Genomic DNA, 16,889 nt, shown 5'->3' with positions numbered 1-16,889 from the left:
TGAAGACCTGGTTCGCGTTCACATCGTAGCGCCGTGCAACCTGCGCAACCGATACACCAGTCCCCCGCGTCTGCGCGCAAACCATACGCTTCTCGTCTTCAGACCAAGTCCGCCGCCTGCGCCGCTTTGCCATGCCTACCCCCGGTAATGTCCACTTGTTCGCTCATGGACATTATCCCTCACTAACGAGCACCGTCAGTGCGGGCAGACCGGATGCATACGGATCTCGCCCGGCTACCCCGGTTGCTGGCGGAATAAGGCTGGAGGGGGGAACGCAGGCCTGCCTCCAGCCACCCAAGCCGGAAGACCGGTGAGAGAACTCATTCCAACACGGCGAACAGCGTCCCACTGGCCTGACTAATTCAGCGGCCTGTTAGGCATCCCTTGGTGCGTTTCGTGCGGTGGCGGATGGTGGCGAACGCGCTCTCGATGGGACTTGACGTCCTGATGCTCTGCCAGTGCTGGGCCGGGAAGTCGTAGAAGGTCAGAAGTTCGTCGCAGTCCTTGATCAGGCATGCGACTGCCTTGGGGTATTTTGCTTCGTAGGTGCCGACGAGCAAGTCAAACTCCTTGCGGGCATCTTCATGGGTCCCGGCCTGCCAGATGTCGTGCAGCGCCTTCTTTGCCTTGGGCTGACTGCGCTTTGGCAGATCGTTCAGAACGTTGCCCGTCTTATGCACCCAGCAGCGCTGTTGCCGGGTGGTGGGATAGGCTTCCTCAAGAGCCGCCCAAAATCCCATGGCCCCGTCGCCGACCACCAGTTTCTGAGCGTTGAGGCCGCAGCTTTTGAGCCCCAGCAGGATCTCGCGCCAGCTTTGGGTGCTTTCCCGCACGCCGTCCTCAATGGCCAGGAAATCGCGCATTGACGCCGATCACGACCAGGGCGCAGAGCCGGTCATCTGTGCCGCGCAAGCCGCTTTAGCCCCCGTCTTGACCCATTCATCACGGCCAAGATCGGCCTTGCGCCAGGCGACAGAATCGGCCGCCCATTGCGTCTTCAGCCGCGCCACAGTCTTGGCCGAGAAGCCGGTCGCGTCCGGGCCCAGGAGCGCCTTGAGTGCCGCGCCCATCTCGCCCGTAGAGATGCCCTTGAGGTACAGCCAGGGCAGCGCTGCCTCAATCGACTTCGCCTTGCGGACGTAAGGCGGAACCGGCGCCGGGCGGAACGCCACAGGCGCGCCCGTCTTGGAGCGCAGCTTCGGGATCTGCACCGTGACCGGGCCGATCCCGGCCTACACGGCGCGTTCGCGGTGGTGTCCGGTCCGAACAACCGCGGCCCGGCCCTCCGGCGAGCGATGTTTCGCAAATGCGGTCAGGAAAGCGTCCAGTTCCGTCTCGACAGCCGCTTGCAGAAGCTCCCGCGCGTCCGTTCGCAGAAGATCTAGTGGGTCCGACACGGTGTCTCGACCGGCAAATTCGATGATGGCAGCGTCATTCATGGTGGTGCGTCCTCGATGGTCGTTGGTTTGTTTGGCGACATCAAACCAACCAGTTGCACCGCCAGCTTTCAAACCGTCCAAACACAAGATTCAGCCATAGCTCGCTGGATCCTGGCAGACTACGCACCCGAGGGTGATCACATAGCAGGAACAATCCTTGCACAGCCGCTTGATAACCTATGGCACCAATACGCTTCTGAGTGTGTTGCCCTGCATCATCATGTCAAACGCCTCGTTGAGTTCGTTCAGGGACAGTTCGTCACCGGCCAAACGGTCAATCGGCAGCGCCCCCTGCTGGTACATGGTCAGAAACTTCGGGATATCACGGGCGGGAATACAGCTGCCCATGTAACTGCCCTTCAAGGATCGTTCCTGGGCACCTAGGATAAAGTGCGAGATGCTGATTTGGCGGCTGGGGTTGGGCAATCCGGCCGCGATGGTCTTGCCTCCGACCCGGGTCAGGCCGAAGGCAAGCTCCAACGCCTTGGGGGCGCCTGCCGACTCAATGGCAATATGGACGCCTCCGTCGGTCAGAGATTTCAAATCGGCTTCGATATCCGGACTTGACGCAAGGAACCCGTGGGTGGCTCCGAATTTGCGGGCGGTATCTAGTTTTGCTTCGCTCAGATCAATCGCGATAACCTGTGACGCCCCCGCCGCGGCCGCGGCCATAATCGCGCTCAGACCCACGCCACCGACACCGATAACGGCGACCGTATCGCCCACCGATATGTCAGCCGTGTTGGTGACCGCACCCGCGCCCGTCATCACGGCACAGCCCAGCAAAGCCGCGTGTTGGGCAGGAATGCTTGGGTCGATCTTCACCAGCGAGCATTCCGACATGACGGCATATTCCGCGAAGGCTGCGACGCCGGAATGGTGAAAGATCTTCTGACCGTTCTGGTGCAGGCGTATATGCCCGCCCATCAAGGTGCCCTGGGCATTTGCCACCGATGCTGGTTCACACAGGCTGGGGCGACCGGTGCGGCACATATTGCACTTGCCGCAACTGGCCACAAACGAAGGAATGACATGATCACCGACCTCGAATGCGGTGACACCCGGGCCCACTTCTGCAACCACGCCCATGGTCTCGTGACCCAGAACAATCGGCATCGGTTTGGGGCGTTCGCCGTCGATCGCCACAAGATCAGAATGGCACAGACCCGCGGCTTTGATCTGGATCAAAACCTCCTGCGCTCCGGGAGGGTCCAGATCGATGGTCTCGATGCTCAGCGGTTTGCTGTCGCGAAAGGGGGCAGGCAAACCGGATTGCCTCAGGATGGCAGCTTTGATTTTCATGCACCACTCTCCGGGCGCCAGGCCGCATTTTTAGTGTAGAGGAATTTGCTTTTCAGATAGGCTTGGGTCATTTCGGTTCCGCCTTCGACGCCATAACCGCTGTCTTTCCACCCGCCCAGCGGGATATCGGCGGTATGCGCGGGTATGTCGTTGATTCCAATGGTGCCGACGATCAGGCGATCAGCCAGATAGCGTTGCCGTTTTTCATCGCGGCTGAAGATATATGCTGCCAGCCCGTATTCTGTATCATTGGCGCGGCGCAATACGTCGTCATAGTTGCTAAACGACACGATTGGCACGACCGGTCCGAAGGGTTCGACTGTCATCAGGTCACTGTCTTCCGAGACATCCCGCAATACCGTGGGGGGGAAAAGATACCCAGCGCCGTCCAGCCGGGCTCCGCCCATGACGACGCGCGCGCCACGCGCAACCGCATCATTGACCAGGCCTTGTATTGCTTCGAGCCGACGCAAGTTGGCCAGAGGGCCCATGGTCACATCGTTTTGCGACCCGTCCCCGACAACGACCTGGGATGCTTTTTCGCAGAACCGTCTGGTGAACTCTTCCACGATGCTTTCGTGGACGAAAATCCGGTTCGGAGACACGCAGACCTGGCCGGAATTTGCGAATTTGCGCAAAACCAGAATATCAATAGCACTGTCCAGATCGGCATCTTCACAGACCAGAACCGGGGAATGGCCGCCAAGCTCCATTGTCACCGGCTTCATATGCTGACCCGCCTGCGAAGCGAGCAGTTTGCCCACGGGCACCGACCCGGTGAAGGTGATTTTGGCAACGCGCGGGTCGCTGATCAGAAAGGACGACACCTCGCTGGGGACGCCGAACACCATGTTGACCACATTTGCCGGCAAACCGGCGTCGATCAGGCATTGCAGAAACGCGATTGTGGCGCTGGGGGTTTCTTCCGCCGGTTTCAGAACACAGGAACATCCCGCCGCCAACAGCGCCGCCAGTTTCTTTGAGGCCTGTAGAACCGGGTAATTCCACGGCGAAAACGCTGCGACCACGCCGACGGGCCCGTATTGAATGGTAACCGTAGCGTCAGGATCGCGGGCTCCGAACTGGCGCGATGCCACCCGGCGGGCCTCTTCGCCGCCCCATTCGATGAAATCGGCGGCGCGTAGCAGTTCCACCTGAGCCTCGGCCAGGGTCTTGCCATGCTCAAGCGTCATCAGGCGACTGATCTCGGCGCTGCGTTCCCGCATCAAGGCGGCGGCATCCTTCAGGATGCGGCCCCGATCCCAGGCGGGGACAGCGCCCCAAATCTGCAACCCGCGTTCAGCGGATGCCAAGGCGCGCTCCAGGTCATTGGAATCGGCCAGACACAACTGTCCGATGGCATCACCGGTGGCCGGATTGATGATGTCCTGCACATTCCCCGATCCGCCCTGAACCCAGGCACCGGCGATATACATTTTGGCAAGGCTTCCCGTCACGTTCGTGCGTCCCATTCACTGCTGCAATTTTCAGAATTTGACCACGAGCCCGTCATAGGCGCATTCCTCGGGCACCTGATTGGCCATAGCCAGCATCTCGGGGCCCATATGGGTCAGGACGATGCGTTTTGCGTTGAACTCGTCCCAATGCTCTTTCACATCGGGGTAGTTGATGTGAAAGCGGATGGGCTTTTCATAGAAATAGCTTTCGCAAACAAACAGGTCCGCACCGTCCGACACTTTGGTGACATGTTCCGTCCAGGCAGTGTCGCCTGAGTAAGAGACCGTCTTGCCACCGGCGTCGATCCGCAGGGACATCGGGTGGGTCTTGGGCGTATGGTCCGCCGGATACGGCGTCACAATCATTTTGTCCCCAACCTTGTTGGGTTTGAACAGTTCCATTTCCACAAAGGTCAGATCGAATTTCGGAACCATGATATTGCTGCCCGGCAGCATGCTTTCCATCATGTCCCGCAACCGCTGCTCGGTGTCTTTCGGCCCTGCAATGATCAAAGGCTTGGTCCGCTTGGCCGCCAACATGGAATCCAACAGCATCGACGGGATGCCTGAGCAATGGTCCGCGTGAATATGCGAGATCACAACCACATCAATCGAAGAGTGTTTGATCCCGACCTGCTGCAAAGCAACCAGTGAGGTCGCCCCAAAATCAATGGCATAGCGCAGTCCTTCGACATCGACGACAAAACAGGTGTTGAACCGTCCCCCCGAGCCAAAGGCATCCCCGCAACCGGCAAATGTAAGTGTGTTGATTTCAGTGTCAGTCATTTTCTTTGTCCATTTGGGTCATGCTTGCTGTTTGCCCGGTTGGGCCCACCACAACAGTCACAACACGCCTGCAGTTTTCAGTTCCTTGATGCGTTCTTGGCTGAGCCCCAAATACTCAGCGATCACCTGGTCGGTGTGTTCCCCCAAAGTTGGCGGTGCCTGGCGATAGCTGACCGGCGTTTCCGACAGATTGAGCGGGCTGGCAATCAGATCCACCGGCCTTTCGGTCATTGGGTGTTTCATCTGGATCTTCATCTCGCGGGCAATGACCTGCGGGTCTTCAAAGGCCTCTGCCACATTGTTGACCTTGGAGCAGGTCAGCGCGATCTTCGACATCTCGGCCACCCAATACTCGACGCTTTGGGTGGCGATGATTTGGGATACCTCGTGGTTCACCAAATGCCGGTTTTGGACCCGGTCCCGGTTGGTTTTGAAATCCGGTCTTTCCGCCAGGTCTTCGCGCCCGACAAATGCACAGAATTTTCTGAACTGCGTGTCGTTGGCAGCGCCCAGCAAAACATAGCCATCCTGCGCCTCGTAGATTTGATAAGGCGCAATATTGGGATGGGCGCTGCCCATACGTTTCGGGATCTGGCCATCGATGAAATGATTGACGCCCTGATTGTAGAGCCACGCCAGCTGCACATCCAACAACGCCAGGTCGATCTGCTGGCCCACCCCGGTCTGATCACGGTGGCGCAAAGCCGCAAGAATTCCGACGCAAGCATACATGCCCGTCATGATATCGTCGATGGCGATCGGCACCTTGGACGGCGGACGGCCCTCTTCGCCGACCATGCTGATCAGGCCACCCAGACATTGCGCCACCATGTCATAACCAGGGCGCGGGGCGTAAGGGCCGGTTTGCCCGTACCCGGTGACCGAGCAATAGATCATCTCAGGGTAACGCTGTTTTACGCTGTCATAGTCCAGGCCGTATTTGGCCAGCCCGCCAACTTTGTAATTCTCGACAAACACATCGCATTTCCCCATCAACTGCAGCAACAGCTCAGCCCCTTCGGGTTGGGAAAAATCAATGCAGATCGAGCGTTTGTTGCGCCCTGTCGACAGGTAATAGCCGCTTTCCGTGGTGTCGTTTCCGGCATCATCTTTCAGAAAGGGCGGACCCCAGGTGCGGATATCATCGCCCGAACCCGGACGTTCGACCTTGATCACATCGGCGCCAAGATCACCCAGTATCTGGGTGCAGGACGGCGCCGCCAGAATGCGGCTGAGGTCCAGAACTTTGACACCTGCCAACGGCCCCGGCACATTATCACGATTTGAAACGGAGTCATTCATCGACTTTGGCCTCTTTCCCAAAAACCGGACACCCACAGGGATGCTGGTTTGTTCTTACTTTCAAAATCTATCCGGCCCATATTCATTTGAAAAATAGATAATAGATTTACAGTGCATACCTATTTTTTATATAGGTTGTTTCTTGGCTGGCGCGTCCTGATCACAGAAACCGGCCAACACGCATGTAATTGGATATAGAACGCCAAGTCATAGCCTTGTGAGCCAGAGAACAATGTCAGGGAAAACCACCAAAATTGTCAGGCAAATCAGCTGCAAAATCACAAAAGGAATCGAAGACTGATATATCAGCTTGATATCGACTCCTTCGGGCGCCACACCGCGCAAATAAAACAGCGCGTAACCGAATGGCGGTGTGATAAATGAGGTCTGCATATTCACCGCAGCCAGGATTGCAAACCAGACAAGCAGCTCAAGTCCCGTTGCCTCAAATCCAAAGTCCAGTGTTGTGACAATCGGAGCGAACAGCGGCATGACAATAAAGCTGATCTCGATCCATTCCAGAAAGAAGCCCATAACAAAGATCAGGCCCATCATCAGGATCAACAAGCCATAGGGTCCGAACCCAGTTCCTATGAATAGTTCTTCGATCATGTCGTCGCCGCCGAGGCGTTTAAAAACGGCGCTGAAACAAGCGGCCCCGATCATGACGAAAATCACCATAGCCGTTGTTTTCGAGGTATCCCGCACCACGTCGCGCAGAACCGAAAAGTTGAGCTTGCGCGTCATCAGCGCCAATATCATCGCTCCTGCGGCGCCGATACCGGCGGCTTCGGTCGGGGTGGCAAGGCCAACCATGATCGACCCAAGAACAGCAACGATCAGGAACAAAGGGCCCAGAAGGTTCTGGATGACTTCAATCCAAAGCGGGGCGCCGTTTTCGGCCAGTTTGGCGATTTCAGCGCGGTCAGGGACAGGGGCCCGGTGAGGGGTGAAAATCCCAACTCCGACGATGTAAAGGATATAGACCGCCCCCAGCAACAAGCCCGGCAGAAACGCCGCCTTGAACATGTCCCCCACAGAAACCTGCAGGATGGCCCCCATAAAGACCAACATAATGCTGGGCGGGATCAGGATACCCAACGTGCCACAAGCAGCCGTAACGCCGGTGGCAAACCGGGGGTCATACCCCTGGCGGATCATCACAGGCAGCGCGATGACACCCAACAGCATGACCGATGCGCCAACGATCCCGGTGCTGGCCGCCATGACAATGCCCAGCAGCGCGACGGACAAGGCCAGCCCGCCAGGCAACCGCCCGCAGACACGTTCAAGCGTCAGCAAAAGCCGTTCGGCCAGCCCGGAGCGGTCTAGCATCAGGCCCATGAAAATGAAAAGTGGCGCGGCAAGCAGCAGCCAGTTCGACAGCGTTCCGGCATAGATTTTGGATACCACCGTGCCCATGAAACGCAACGGAATGCCCGACGCCAGGGCAAAGACGATGCCAAGACCACAAAGGAGGAAGGCAACCGGATAGCCGGTGAAAACGCCAATGATCAATGCGACGATCATGGCGCTCGCCCAGCTGTATTCGACAATAAACTCCATAAGTGAGCCTAGCTTTCTGCAGAATCTTGTAGGGCCTCATCATCCAGAAAGCGCCGAATGACACGGGCGAGGATGATAAGGAACAAAAGGGAAAAACCGATCGGGATGGTGGATTTGACCAGAAAGCGATCAAGCATCCCACCGTAATCCGATCCTTCGCCGGTGTTATAGGACCGCATGACAAAGCCGATCGACAACCAGCACATGACACCAGCAAAGGGCAGCATCAAGAACACGTCGCCCAAACTGTCGATCCAACGTTTTCCACGACGGGACAACCCGGAATAGATCAGATCAGACCGGACATGTCTGTCATCCAGATAGGCATAGGTGCCGCCGATCATGACCATGATGGCAAAGAAGTGCCATTCCAGGTCGATCACATCGTTGACAGTGAGGTTGTCGCCGAACAGGGGGATATCATTTCCCCATGTCAGCATTACATTGGCACGCATCGCGCTGGCAACCACGGCCACAAGAACAGAGATCAGAGTGCCAAGCGCAAACCAGCTTGTGACCTCTCCCAACCAACGTCCAACTCGTTCAATAAACCGGGCGATTTCGACGATAAGGGAAGTCACAAACTGGTCTCCGCTTTAAGTCAGGGTCAGCTTAGTCGTTGCTTTGCAGCGCGTTCCAAGCGTTGACTTTGGCCTGGTGCGCTTGCAAGGATTCGTACATCTCCTTGACAACCGGCTTGGCAGCCATTTCTTCGGCCAGCACTTCGCCCCAGGCTTCGCGCAAACGTTCCATGACGCTGTCAGGCAGACGCTTGGTGATAGCACCTTTGTCAGCCATGCGCGCAATCACGTCCATCTGCTCGGCAGGAAGACGGTTGAACGTGTATTGAATGGTGGCCTGGCAGGCCAGATGCAGCTGCGCTTTGCGCTCGTCGCTGTAGCTGTCATAGATGTCTTTGTTCATGATGAACGAGAACCAGCTTGCCGACTGGTGCCAACCCGGGAAATAGTTGTACTTGGCGATTTCATAGAAGCCCATGGCCTCGTCAACTGTCGGGATGGCAAAGTCGGCCGCATCAACGCGACCGCGTTCCAGTGCCAGGTAGGTTTCACCGCCGGGAACCAACTGGGTCGATGCGCCCAGTTTGGTCAGCACTTTTGCGCCCAGACCGGAAATCCGGATCTTCATACCGTCATAGCTTTCCGGGCCTGTGATCTCTTCCCGATACCAACCGGCCGTTTCCTGAGGCTCAATGAAGCACGGGAACACCATCACACCATGTTTGGCATATTCGCGACGGATGATCTCGATGCCGCCACCATTCCACATCCAGGAAGACGAGACTTCGGATGTCGGACCAAAAGGCAGCCCGCCGTAGAACTGGGCGACAGGCACGGTACCCGACCAGTAACCCATCCAGTCCCAGCCCGCGTCAATCGCTCCGGACGCAACCGCGTCAAAGACTTCAAGAGTTGGGACAAGATCACCGGGCTCGTGCAGTTCCAATTCAAGTTCGCCACCAGTAGCAACCGCTACATTCTCGGCAAATTTATTTCCCATTTGCCCGAGCAGATTGTTGGTGCCAAATGTACTTGCAACGTCCAGCTTGTCGGCCATCGCCGCGCCACTACACATCAAGCAAGCCACAGCTGTGGTAAGCATTAATTTCATGGTTTCCTCCCTTGGGTATTGCCGAAATCTTTTTCGGCTTATTGCACTTTTAAGTGACAGTTTTATTGCAACAACTGTCCGCTGGAGGTATCCATAGGTCAAATAGATAATAGATGGCTTTCACATACCAAAATCTTATTTGGTTGCAAAAAAGGAGCTGAATCTCGTTGGCTTTTACTCTGCGTCAGTTGCGATTTGCAGTGGCCGTTGCCGACAATGGCAGCGTCACCAAAGCCGCCAAATCCTTAGGTATTTCCCAACCTGGGATCAGCCTGGCAATCCGCGAGCTGGAAGCAGAGTTCGGGCTGTCGATCTTTCTGAGGCATCCGGCAAAAAACGTCACCCTCACGCAAAGCGGACGGGATTTTATCAGTCAGGCACGCGCCTTACTGAACGAGTGCGATTCGTTCGAAGCCAATGTGCTGGGATTGGGCTATGGGATGCGGGGAACCGTCTCGGTTGGCTGTTTCACACTGACTTCACCGTTCGTGATGCCCTATATCCTCAAAGGAATTTCTGAGAAATACACTGACATCACCATCAATTTCACCGAGGAAAGCCTTGATGAATTGAACAAACAGCTAAAGTCTGGGGTTTTGGATATCGCGCTGATGTACGACATGCAGCAGGATCACCAAATTGAATTTGAACCCCTGTTCCACGTCAATCCCTATGCCTTGCTGCCCGAAGACGATCCATTGTCGAAGCAGGAAAAAGTATCGCTTTTTGATCTGGCTGAACGCGAGATGATCACCCTGGACCTGCCGGTCACTGAGTTCTTTTTCCGAAGCCTTTTTGAAGAATACGACCTAAAGCCAAAGCAGGGCCAACGGATCAAATCATACGAACTGTTGCGCAATCTGGTCGGGCTTGGGCAGGGGTTTTCTGTGCTTTTGATGAAACCGCCCGCCGACACGACCTATACCGGAAAGCGGGTGGTGGCGCGTCCAATCAAGGAAGAGATGCCAAAGGTTAACTACGGCGTGTCTGTGCTGAGAAGTTCAAGGCAGACCCAAGCCGTGCAAGCGGTAGTTCAGGTCTGCCGGGATGTGCTTGCAAAAGAAACCGATTGGGTCCGCAGTTTCAGGGCCTAGAGCACGTCAGGTTGACAGAAGACGTTCTCTCCGAAACCCGGGCGGGCAATTTCGCTTAACCGTCAATCAATCCCAAGCTTTTTGCCAAGATCGTACAGGCAATCAACGATGATATCTGGCCCGTAAGGATATTTTTTCAGGTCCTCCATCTTGCTGGCCCCGGTCAGGACCAGACCGGTTCTAAGGCCAAGCTCCATCCCCGCGATGATATCGGTGTCCAGCCGGTCGCCAACCATGATTGCATCGGCGGCGCGCACGCCAAGGCGATCCAGGGCCGCGCGCATCATGAACGGGTTGGGTTTGCCAAGAAAGTAAGGTTTCGCCCCGGTCGCGGTTTCGATCAATGCACAGGCCGCACCGCAAGCGGGATAAAGGCCAAATTCGACCGGTATGGTATTGTCTGGATTGGTGCCGATGAACTTGGCGCCTGAAGAAATCAGCTGCGCCCCTTTCGCCATTTCGGAAAACGAGTAATTCACTGACTCGCCTACAATGACGTAGTCGGGATCCTTGTCGTTGAACGCGATGCCTTCACGCTCCAATGCCCGTTCCAGGCCATCTTCGCCAATCACAAAGCAACTTGCGTCCGGTTTTTGCAGCGCCACAAAATGGGCGGTGGTCAGCGCGGAAGTGTATATGTCGTCGGCCTCGACGGAAAACCCGACGTCCTGCAAACGCAGGGCCATTACTTCGGGCGTAAAGCGTGAGTTGTTGGAAAACACCACGAAAGGAATTCCCTGATCGGTCAAGAGCCGGATGTAGTCTGCCGATTTTTCAATCGGAACCGTTCCTCGCATCAGAACCCCATCCATATCGATCAGGTGTGCGGGTGCGTTTTCTTTGGTCGTCATATTTTGTCCTGTGTTTCATGCTTGGGTAACAGGGCCTGCAGGCCTGTCAGCGCTATTGAATTTTAGCCCGGCAAGTCCGGACCGCGTCATTGTTGGTTTCATCGAAAAGCCGGGCGTCAGCTTGATCGGCAGATCGACGTCATCGAATATGCTCAGAAGTGCGGCCTGTTCGGTCAGATCCCAAACCGCGCGCTCTGACCTGCCCGGCTGACGATAGGAATATCCCGGCCCCATGCGCAAAGTCAGGCTCTGCCCATGTGCTGCCATGTCCCTTTTAAAATCCCGCATCATTTCGCGCGTGACCGCTTCGATCATCAGCCAGCCGAAAGTGCCCAAGAACAGCGCCTCCAGGGGTTGGAAGTCGGCCTCTCCCATACAGGCTTTGATCCTGCCATCAAGCTTGTCACCCAGCGTCGTCACAAAGATGCAAACCTCGGTGCAGCCGTTTAGGCAATGGTCGAACGCCGCGCATGTCAGGGTTGGCCCGTCCTTCAGCGCAAGCTTTCCACCCGAAAGGCTCTCGATTTTCACGATGCGAAAGAAGGATTGCGGCTCCGCATAGGTTTCTGCGTTGGCGCGCGCCCGTTCGGCCTCGGCCATTACCTTTTTGGGGATCCTGTCGGGTTGCCGATACCCATGCGCCCTGAGCATCCGCGCCAGATCAACTCTGGGCGCGGTGGCCCGCTGGCAGAGGGTGTCGATCGATGGCCCTGTGTTTTGATCCGGATTCAACATGTCATCCCCTCTTTGGGCCAGGCGCTTGCATTCTGACGCCACTGCATATGATACTTGCGCCGACACAGGATTGGGGAGCAAACAGGACCATGGCTCAGACGAAACCGCGTAAATCCTTGTGGGATGCATCCAAGCGGGTGGCATATGAAGATCAGCACAAACAGGCGCATGACGCTCTGGTGGATCAGCGTGAAGGGCGCGATCTGGCCGAGACGCTGGATGCACAATGGCCCCTGCTGACCGAAGAAGAGGCCGCGTTTGTCGAATTTCTGGTTCTGACGGAGCGGCGGATTGTTATGACCCCGGACGCCGACCCGCTGATCAATGGTTTGGTAAAGCGGGGCTTTCTGAAACCACCACCCGGTGTCGGCGCCTTGTTTCAACGCTATAACCAGACCACCTATACCGTGCCCATCGCGCTGTGGAACGCTCTGAACACGCCGGACGGGCGGCGTTTGTTTTCGGGGCATAACAACACGCAGGCACGACACGCTGAGTTGAAAGAGCGGTTCGCCGATCGCATCGGGGCGATGATGCACAATGAAACCGGCTTTGTTGAACTGCCACCGCTTTAGGTGGCGCATGCTGTGATGACAAAAATCTCTGCCCTGCGCGAAGATACGTTGGTGGCCGCGATGCTGAGCATCCGTCTGCCGGACGATGGTGGGCTGCGCCCGCTGACCCAGAGCGAGTTTCGCCAGACGGCTGATGCCCTGGACAAGGCCGGTAATACATTGGCGGATATCCTGACGCTGCCAAATCCTGTGCTGGCCTCGCTGATCCCCAAAACCGCGCTGCTCGACAAGATCGTCGCGCTGCGTCGGCGATTTCGTGCGGTCACAGACGCGGTCGAAGCATGGGCGGATCGTGGGATCTGGGTTCTGGGCGAATCCGACGCGGGCTATCCCGCCAAGTTGCGGCGCAGGCTGGCAGGCGCCCGCCCACCCTTGTTGTTTGGAAGCGGGCCGAACGGGTCTCTGGATGCGGGCGGCATATGCATTGTCGGGTCGCGCAACAGTTCGGACGCGGCGATCTCGTTTACACAAACTCTGGCAGCACGATGCGCCCAGGAAACGCTGACCGTCATTTCCAGTGATATGCGGGGCGTGGACCGGGCAGCCATACAGGGGGCAACCGAAAACGGCGGGCGCGCGCTGATGATACTGTGTGACAAGCTGGAAAAAACCCATGTGCATCCCCGCTTTGCCAAGGCGCTGGCGGATCAGACCCTGACGATTGTCACACCTTTTGCGCCAGATGTGGGGTTCTCGGTCGGCAATGCGGTGCGCGCCAACCGATATCAATACGCGCTTTCTGACCTTACCGTGATTGCGGAAACCCGCCCGAAGGGAGGGATCTGGCAGGGTGCCGAGGAAAACAGAAAGGGAAACTGGGCACCGGCCTTTGTGCGGTCGGGCCCCGCAATCCCGCCTGGTAACCGCGCGCTCTTGCACCTGGGCCTGCCTCCGATCACCCATGACCAAATCCGGGATGCACGCAAGGTGTCCCAGCTGTTTCTGGACCTTCGGAGCCGCCGGGGACAGCAGCCGGCCGACCGGTCGGTGCAACAGCCGTCGGCGGCGCGCGATTTGTTCCGACTGTTCCAGACCGAGCTGGAACTTATCGCAAAACGACCGGTTTCGACGACCGACATCGCCGCCCATTTCGAGATCACATTCGATCAGACGGTTGCGTGGCTTGCCCAGGCTACCGAAAGCGGCACGGTTCATCCTGTTGCCGATGCCGAGGATCTGTGGGTGGCAACCAGGCACTGACCCCGCCCTCTTATTGCAGATCGCAGGCATCTACGAACAGTTCCTGAAATTCCATCCGCGTTGCCAAGGCGACATGTTCAATCCGCGCTGCGATCTTGGCCGTGTTTTCGCGTTCGCTTTCCGACAGCAGGGCCAGTTCAGCCCCCTGTTGCGCCGCGTTGCCGACATAGGAGATACGATCATGATCCAGCGGCGGCAGAAGTCGGATTTTGATCGCGCTGTCAAGGTTGATAAAATTCCCGAACCCACCCGCAAGGTAAAGCGTGTCGATATCTTCGTCGCGGACCTCCAGCACCCGTTGCAGCATCAAAATGGCCGAATAGATTGCACCTTTTGCCAGTTGCAGCTGACGAATGTCGGCTTGGGTCAGGATGATGTCCTGCCCGCTGCCCGAGTCGGTACCAGACACCAAACGAAACCCGCGTGATTTCTCGGTTTGCACAAAACGTTGGCCAAGGGTTTTGGGCAATTGCTCGAAATCCTTGTGCAAAAGCCGCCCGCGTTTGTTGACCAGCTCTCGGTCGCGCAGTTTTGACACGATATCGATCAAGCCTGACCCGCAAATTCCGATCGCGGGGGCATCTTCGATAGTCCGAACACTCACGTCGTTCTCATGAATTTCAATCGCGTCGATGGCCCCTACAGCGGCGCGCATACCTTGTGAAATTTCACCCCCCTCTAACGCAGGCCCAGCCGGTGCGGAACAGGCCATCAGCCTGTCTTTGTTGCCCAGAACCACTTCGCCATTTGTGCCGATATCAACAACCGCCTGTATTGTATCGCTTTCATAAATGCGGCTGGCCAGCAGGGCCGCGATGGTGTCGGCACCGACAAAGCCCGCGATGATCGGCAGGGTGCAGACATGGGCGTTGGGCGCATTCTTGAGCGGCACCTCGCCCGACGGGATGATCAGCGGATCACGAAAAGCAGGCGCATAAGGAGCAAGCCCCACATGGCTGGTGTCGATGCCCAGAAACACATGATGCATGCAGGTGTTCCCGACCACCACGATCTTGTAGATATTGCCGCGCTCAATCCCGGCCTGCTCCGCCGCCTCGGCAATGAAATCATTCATTGCTGTCAGCAGCTTGCCCCGCAGAATTGCCAGCTTTTTCTCATCGAATTGCGCAAAGGAAATGCGCGACATCAGATCCCCGCCGTGGATTGCTTGCGGGTTTACTCCACTGACCGAGGCGATCTGTTCCCCGTTGCTCAGGTTCAGCAGGCTGCCGGCAATGGTGGTGGTGCCGATATCGAACGCCATGCCATAGGCATGATCCGTCCTGTCACCTTTTTCCAGATCAACAATGTCCCCGTTGAACAGCGTTACCGTCAGCCCATCTTTGGCATCGCGCAGCAGTCCGGGCAATTTCCGCAGCACCGAAAGCTTGGGCTTTGCACCTGCACCCGTTTCGATGGTTTTCATGACCTCTTCTAGGTCCGAGGTTTCCTCATTCTCATCCATCGGCGGCTTTGGATGCACCAGATGTTTCTCAACACCGCTTGAGATCGGACCGCGCAGCTTGTCCCGCGCGGGTTCTGCATTCAGAACCTTCAGCCCCGCCTCTGATTTGGGGGGCGAGGGCACAATGGTGCAATCGGCAATCGCCTTAGTCTGACAACTGAGGCGAAACCGCTCCTGCAACTCCTCAGTGCCAAGCTGTTGACGATCCTGCTGCGTCTCGGGCGGCACCCGCCCGGATAGCACCTTGATCCGGCAACTGCGGCAGGTTCCCCGTTTGCCGCAGGTCGTTTCAATATCCACCTTCGCCTGCAACGCCGCTTCGAGGATCGAGGTTCCTTTGGGTACAGTCACCTTGGCTACCCCATCGCGCGTCTGGAACGAGACGCAGATCGTTTTCGAACCCACGTCCACCGCATCCGGATCAGCGTTGCGTTGGTCTGTTGTCGGCTTCATGAGATCACCGATATGCCGTGATGTAGTTCATGCACATTTCATCCCGCCCCATCAGGGCCTCATTGGCCATATGGAAGCGGTTGAACACATCGGGGCTGTTCAGCACCGGATCTATCATCAGCGTATCACAGCCCGCGATGACCGACAGAATGCAGAACGCTTCGTTGATGACCTTGCGCTGGGGCAGGCCAAAAGAAGTGTTGGAATGCCCACCAAAAATGTGCACTTCTGGATATTCCTTGCGGATCATCGCCACGGCATCCAGATAGTGCTTGGCAAAATCACCCCCGGCGCCAACCGGAAAGGCCAGCGGATCCAGATACCTGTCGGTCATGGGAATGTTTTCGGCATCCATCATCGCCATGATCTGGTTGAGGTTCTCGACCCGTTCTTCGGCGTTGCTGGGCATCGTTTCCCGGCCTGAGGCATTGGCAAACAGCAATGCGTTGTATTCAGCAGCCATCGGGATCAGATCGCCGCGCCCTTCTTCCAGATTGACCGAGTTGATCGCTGGGCGGCTGTGGTCGCGGTCATAAACCGACAGCCCGGCCTGGATAGTCTGGGGGTCGGATGAATCGATGGCCAAAGGCAGATCGGTCATCTTCTGTACCACCGGAATGATCCATTTCATCCAGTCGTGCCGCTCTGCCGGGTCAATCGCAATCTCGTCTATACAGACATCGATGATCGTGGCACCTGCCCGGTCCTGGGCCATCACGATCCAGTTCAAATAGTCCATATCCTTGATGCGCATGGCCTGCGCGATATGAGTGATCTGGGTCTTGCGCCGCTGGGATTTTTCTTCGGGATAAACCGAGGTGACATCCAGATACGCCTCCTGCCCATTCAACCCTATGTATTTTAACGCGGCCCGCCCGTCTTCCTCGATGATCCGGGGGCTTGTCGCCTTGACCCGGCGGGTTGCGTTGAAGTTTTCACCAATGATCTGAAGCCCGTTCGCTTGCATGAAACAGTCCTATGTCTGGGCAATCGCCGCAGATGGGCGATGAAATGAATGTCGAGGCCCGGCGT

Annotated in this window: 15 protein-coding genes and 2 pseudogenes; 3 read left to right on the top strand and 14 right to left on the bottom strand. The window is 56.9% G+C overall.

The window, feature by feature from the left end; genetic code table 11:
• The 10 genes and pseudogenes from ACP151_RS12850 to ACP151_RS12805 all read right to left on the bottom strand — a co-directional run.
• Positions 1–85, bottom strand: a pseudogene (locus tag ACP151_RS12850) (IS66 family insertion sequence element accessory protein TnpB); the annotation flags it as partial.
• Between the two features lie 277 nt (positions 86–362).
• A pseudogene (locus tag ACP151_RS12845) lies at positions 363–1,226 on the bottom strand (IS256 family transposase).
• A 6-nt stretch (positions 1,227–1,232) separates the two neighbouring features.
• Positions 1,233–1,439 carry a hypothetical protein gene (locus tag ACP151_RS12840; protein WP_424979301.1) on the bottom strand — a complete coding sequence of 69 codons (207 nt, stop codon included), beginning with the start codon at positions 1,437–1,439 and terminating at the stop codon, positions 1,233–1,235.
• A gap of 177 nt (positions 1,440–1,616) precedes the next feature.
• Complete coding sequence (locus ACP151_RS12835) at positions 1,617–2,741, bottom strand: alcohol dehydrogenase catalytic domain-containing protein (RefSeq protein WP_424979300.1); 1,125 nt, start codon at positions 2,739–2,741, stop codon at positions 1,617–1,619.
• Positions 2,738–4,213 carry an NAD-dependent succinate-semialdehyde dehydrogenase gene (locus ACP151_RS12830; RefSeq protein ID WP_424979299.1) on the bottom strand — a complete coding sequence of 492 codons (1,476 nt, stop codon included), beginning with the start codon at positions 4,211–4,213 and terminating at the stop codon, positions 2,738–2,740. The genes ACP151_RS12835 and ACP151_RS12830 overlap by 4 nt, the downstream gene beginning before the upstream one ends.
• A 15-nt stretch (positions 4,214–4,228) precedes the next feature.
• Positions 4,229–4,984, bottom strand: coding sequence for an MBL fold metallo-hydrolase (locus ACP151_RS12825; protein ID WP_424979298.1), 756 nt, complete (start codon positions 4,982–4,984; stop codon positions 4,229–4,231).
• Between the two features lie 57 nt (positions 4,985–5,041).
• A complete protein-coding gene (locus tag ACP151_RS12820) occupies positions 5,042–6,286 on the bottom strand; it encodes a CaiB/BaiF CoA transferase family protein (protein ID WP_424979297.1) in 1,245 nt (414 codons plus the stop codon).
• Between the two features lie 207 nt (positions 6,287–6,493).
• Entirely contained in the window at positions 6,494–7,852 is a 1,359-nt protein-coding gene (locus ACP151_RS12815) for a TRAP transporter large permease (protein ID WP_424979296.1), read from the bottom strand.
• An 8-nt stretch (positions 7,853–7,860) separates the two neighbouring features.
• Entirely contained in the window at positions 7,861–8,433 is a 573-nt protein-coding gene (locus ACP151_RS12810) for a TRAP transporter small permease subunit (protein WP_424979295.1), read from the bottom strand.
• A 31-nt stretch (positions 8,434–8,464) separates the two neighbouring features.
• A complete protein-coding gene (locus ACP151_RS12805; protein WP_424979294.1) occupies positions 8,465–9,430 on the bottom strand; it encodes a TRAP transporter substrate-binding protein in 966 nt (321 codons plus the stop codon).
• A 221-nt stretch (positions 9,431–9,651) separates the two neighbouring features.
• On the opposite strand from ACP151_RS12805, the gene ACP151_RS12800 reads away from it, so the two are divergent.
• Complete coding sequence (locus tag ACP151_RS12800; RefSeq protein WP_424979293.1) at positions 9,652–10,578, top strand: LysR substrate-binding domain-containing protein; 927 nt, start codon at positions 9,652–9,654, stop codon at positions 10,576–10,578.
• Positions 10,579–10,640: 62 nt separating this feature from the next.
• On the opposite strand, the gene ACP151_RS12795 is transcribed toward ACP151_RS12800, so the two are convergent.
• Positions 10,641–11,429 (bottom strand): HAD-IIA family hydrolase, encoded by a 789-nt coding sequence (locus ACP151_RS12795; RefSeq protein ID WP_424979292.1) that lies wholly within the window; start codon positions 11,427–11,429, stop codon positions 10,641–10,643.
• Positions 11,430–11,444: 15 nt separating this feature from the next.
• Positions 11,445–12,164, bottom strand: a complete 720-nt coding sequence (locus tag ACP151_RS12790; RefSeq protein ID WP_424979291.1) for a hypothetical protein — start codon at positions 12,162–12,164, stop codon at positions 11,445–11,447.
• A gap of 89 nt (positions 12,165–12,253) precedes the next feature.
• Here ACP151_RS12790 and ACP151_RS12785 point away from each other — a divergent pair, with 89 nt between their 5' ends.
• Complete coding sequence (locus ACP151_RS12785; RefSeq protein WP_424979290.1) at positions 12,254–12,739, top strand: hypothetical protein; 486 nt, start codon at positions 12,254–12,256, stop codon at positions 12,737–12,739.
• A gap of 15 nt (positions 12,740–12,754) precedes the next feature.
• Positions 12,755–13,939 carry a DNA-processing protein DprA gene (locus ACP151_RS12780; protein WP_424979289.1) on the top strand — a complete coding sequence of 395 codons (1,185 nt, stop codon included), beginning with the start codon at positions 12,755–12,757 and terminating at the stop codon, positions 13,937–13,939.
• A 10-nt stretch (positions 13,940–13,949) separates the two neighbouring features.
• Here the strand turns inward: ACP151_RS12780 and ACP151_RS12775 are convergent, their stop codons facing one another.
• Positions 13,950–15,857, bottom strand: a complete 1,908-nt coding sequence (locus ACP151_RS12775; protein ID WP_424979288.1) for an ASKHA domain-containing protein — start codon at positions 15,855–15,857, stop codon at positions 13,950–13,952.
• 4 nt (positions 15,858–15,861) lie between these two features.
• Positions 15,862–16,824: a dihydropteroate synthase gene (locus ACP151_RS12770; RefSeq protein WP_424979287.1), complete on the bottom strand. Its 963-nt coding sequence runs from the start codon at positions 16,822–16,824 to the stop codon at positions 15,862–15,864.
• Positions 16,825–16,889 lie beyond the last annotated feature (65 nt).

The organism is Leisingera sp. S232 (assembly GCF_049800895.1).
Taxonomy (GTDB): domain Bacteria; phylum Pseudomonadota; class Alphaproteobacteria; order Rhodobacterales; family Rhodobacteraceae; genus Leisingera.
This window is presented reverse-complemented; position numbering and strand designations above follow the sequence as displayed.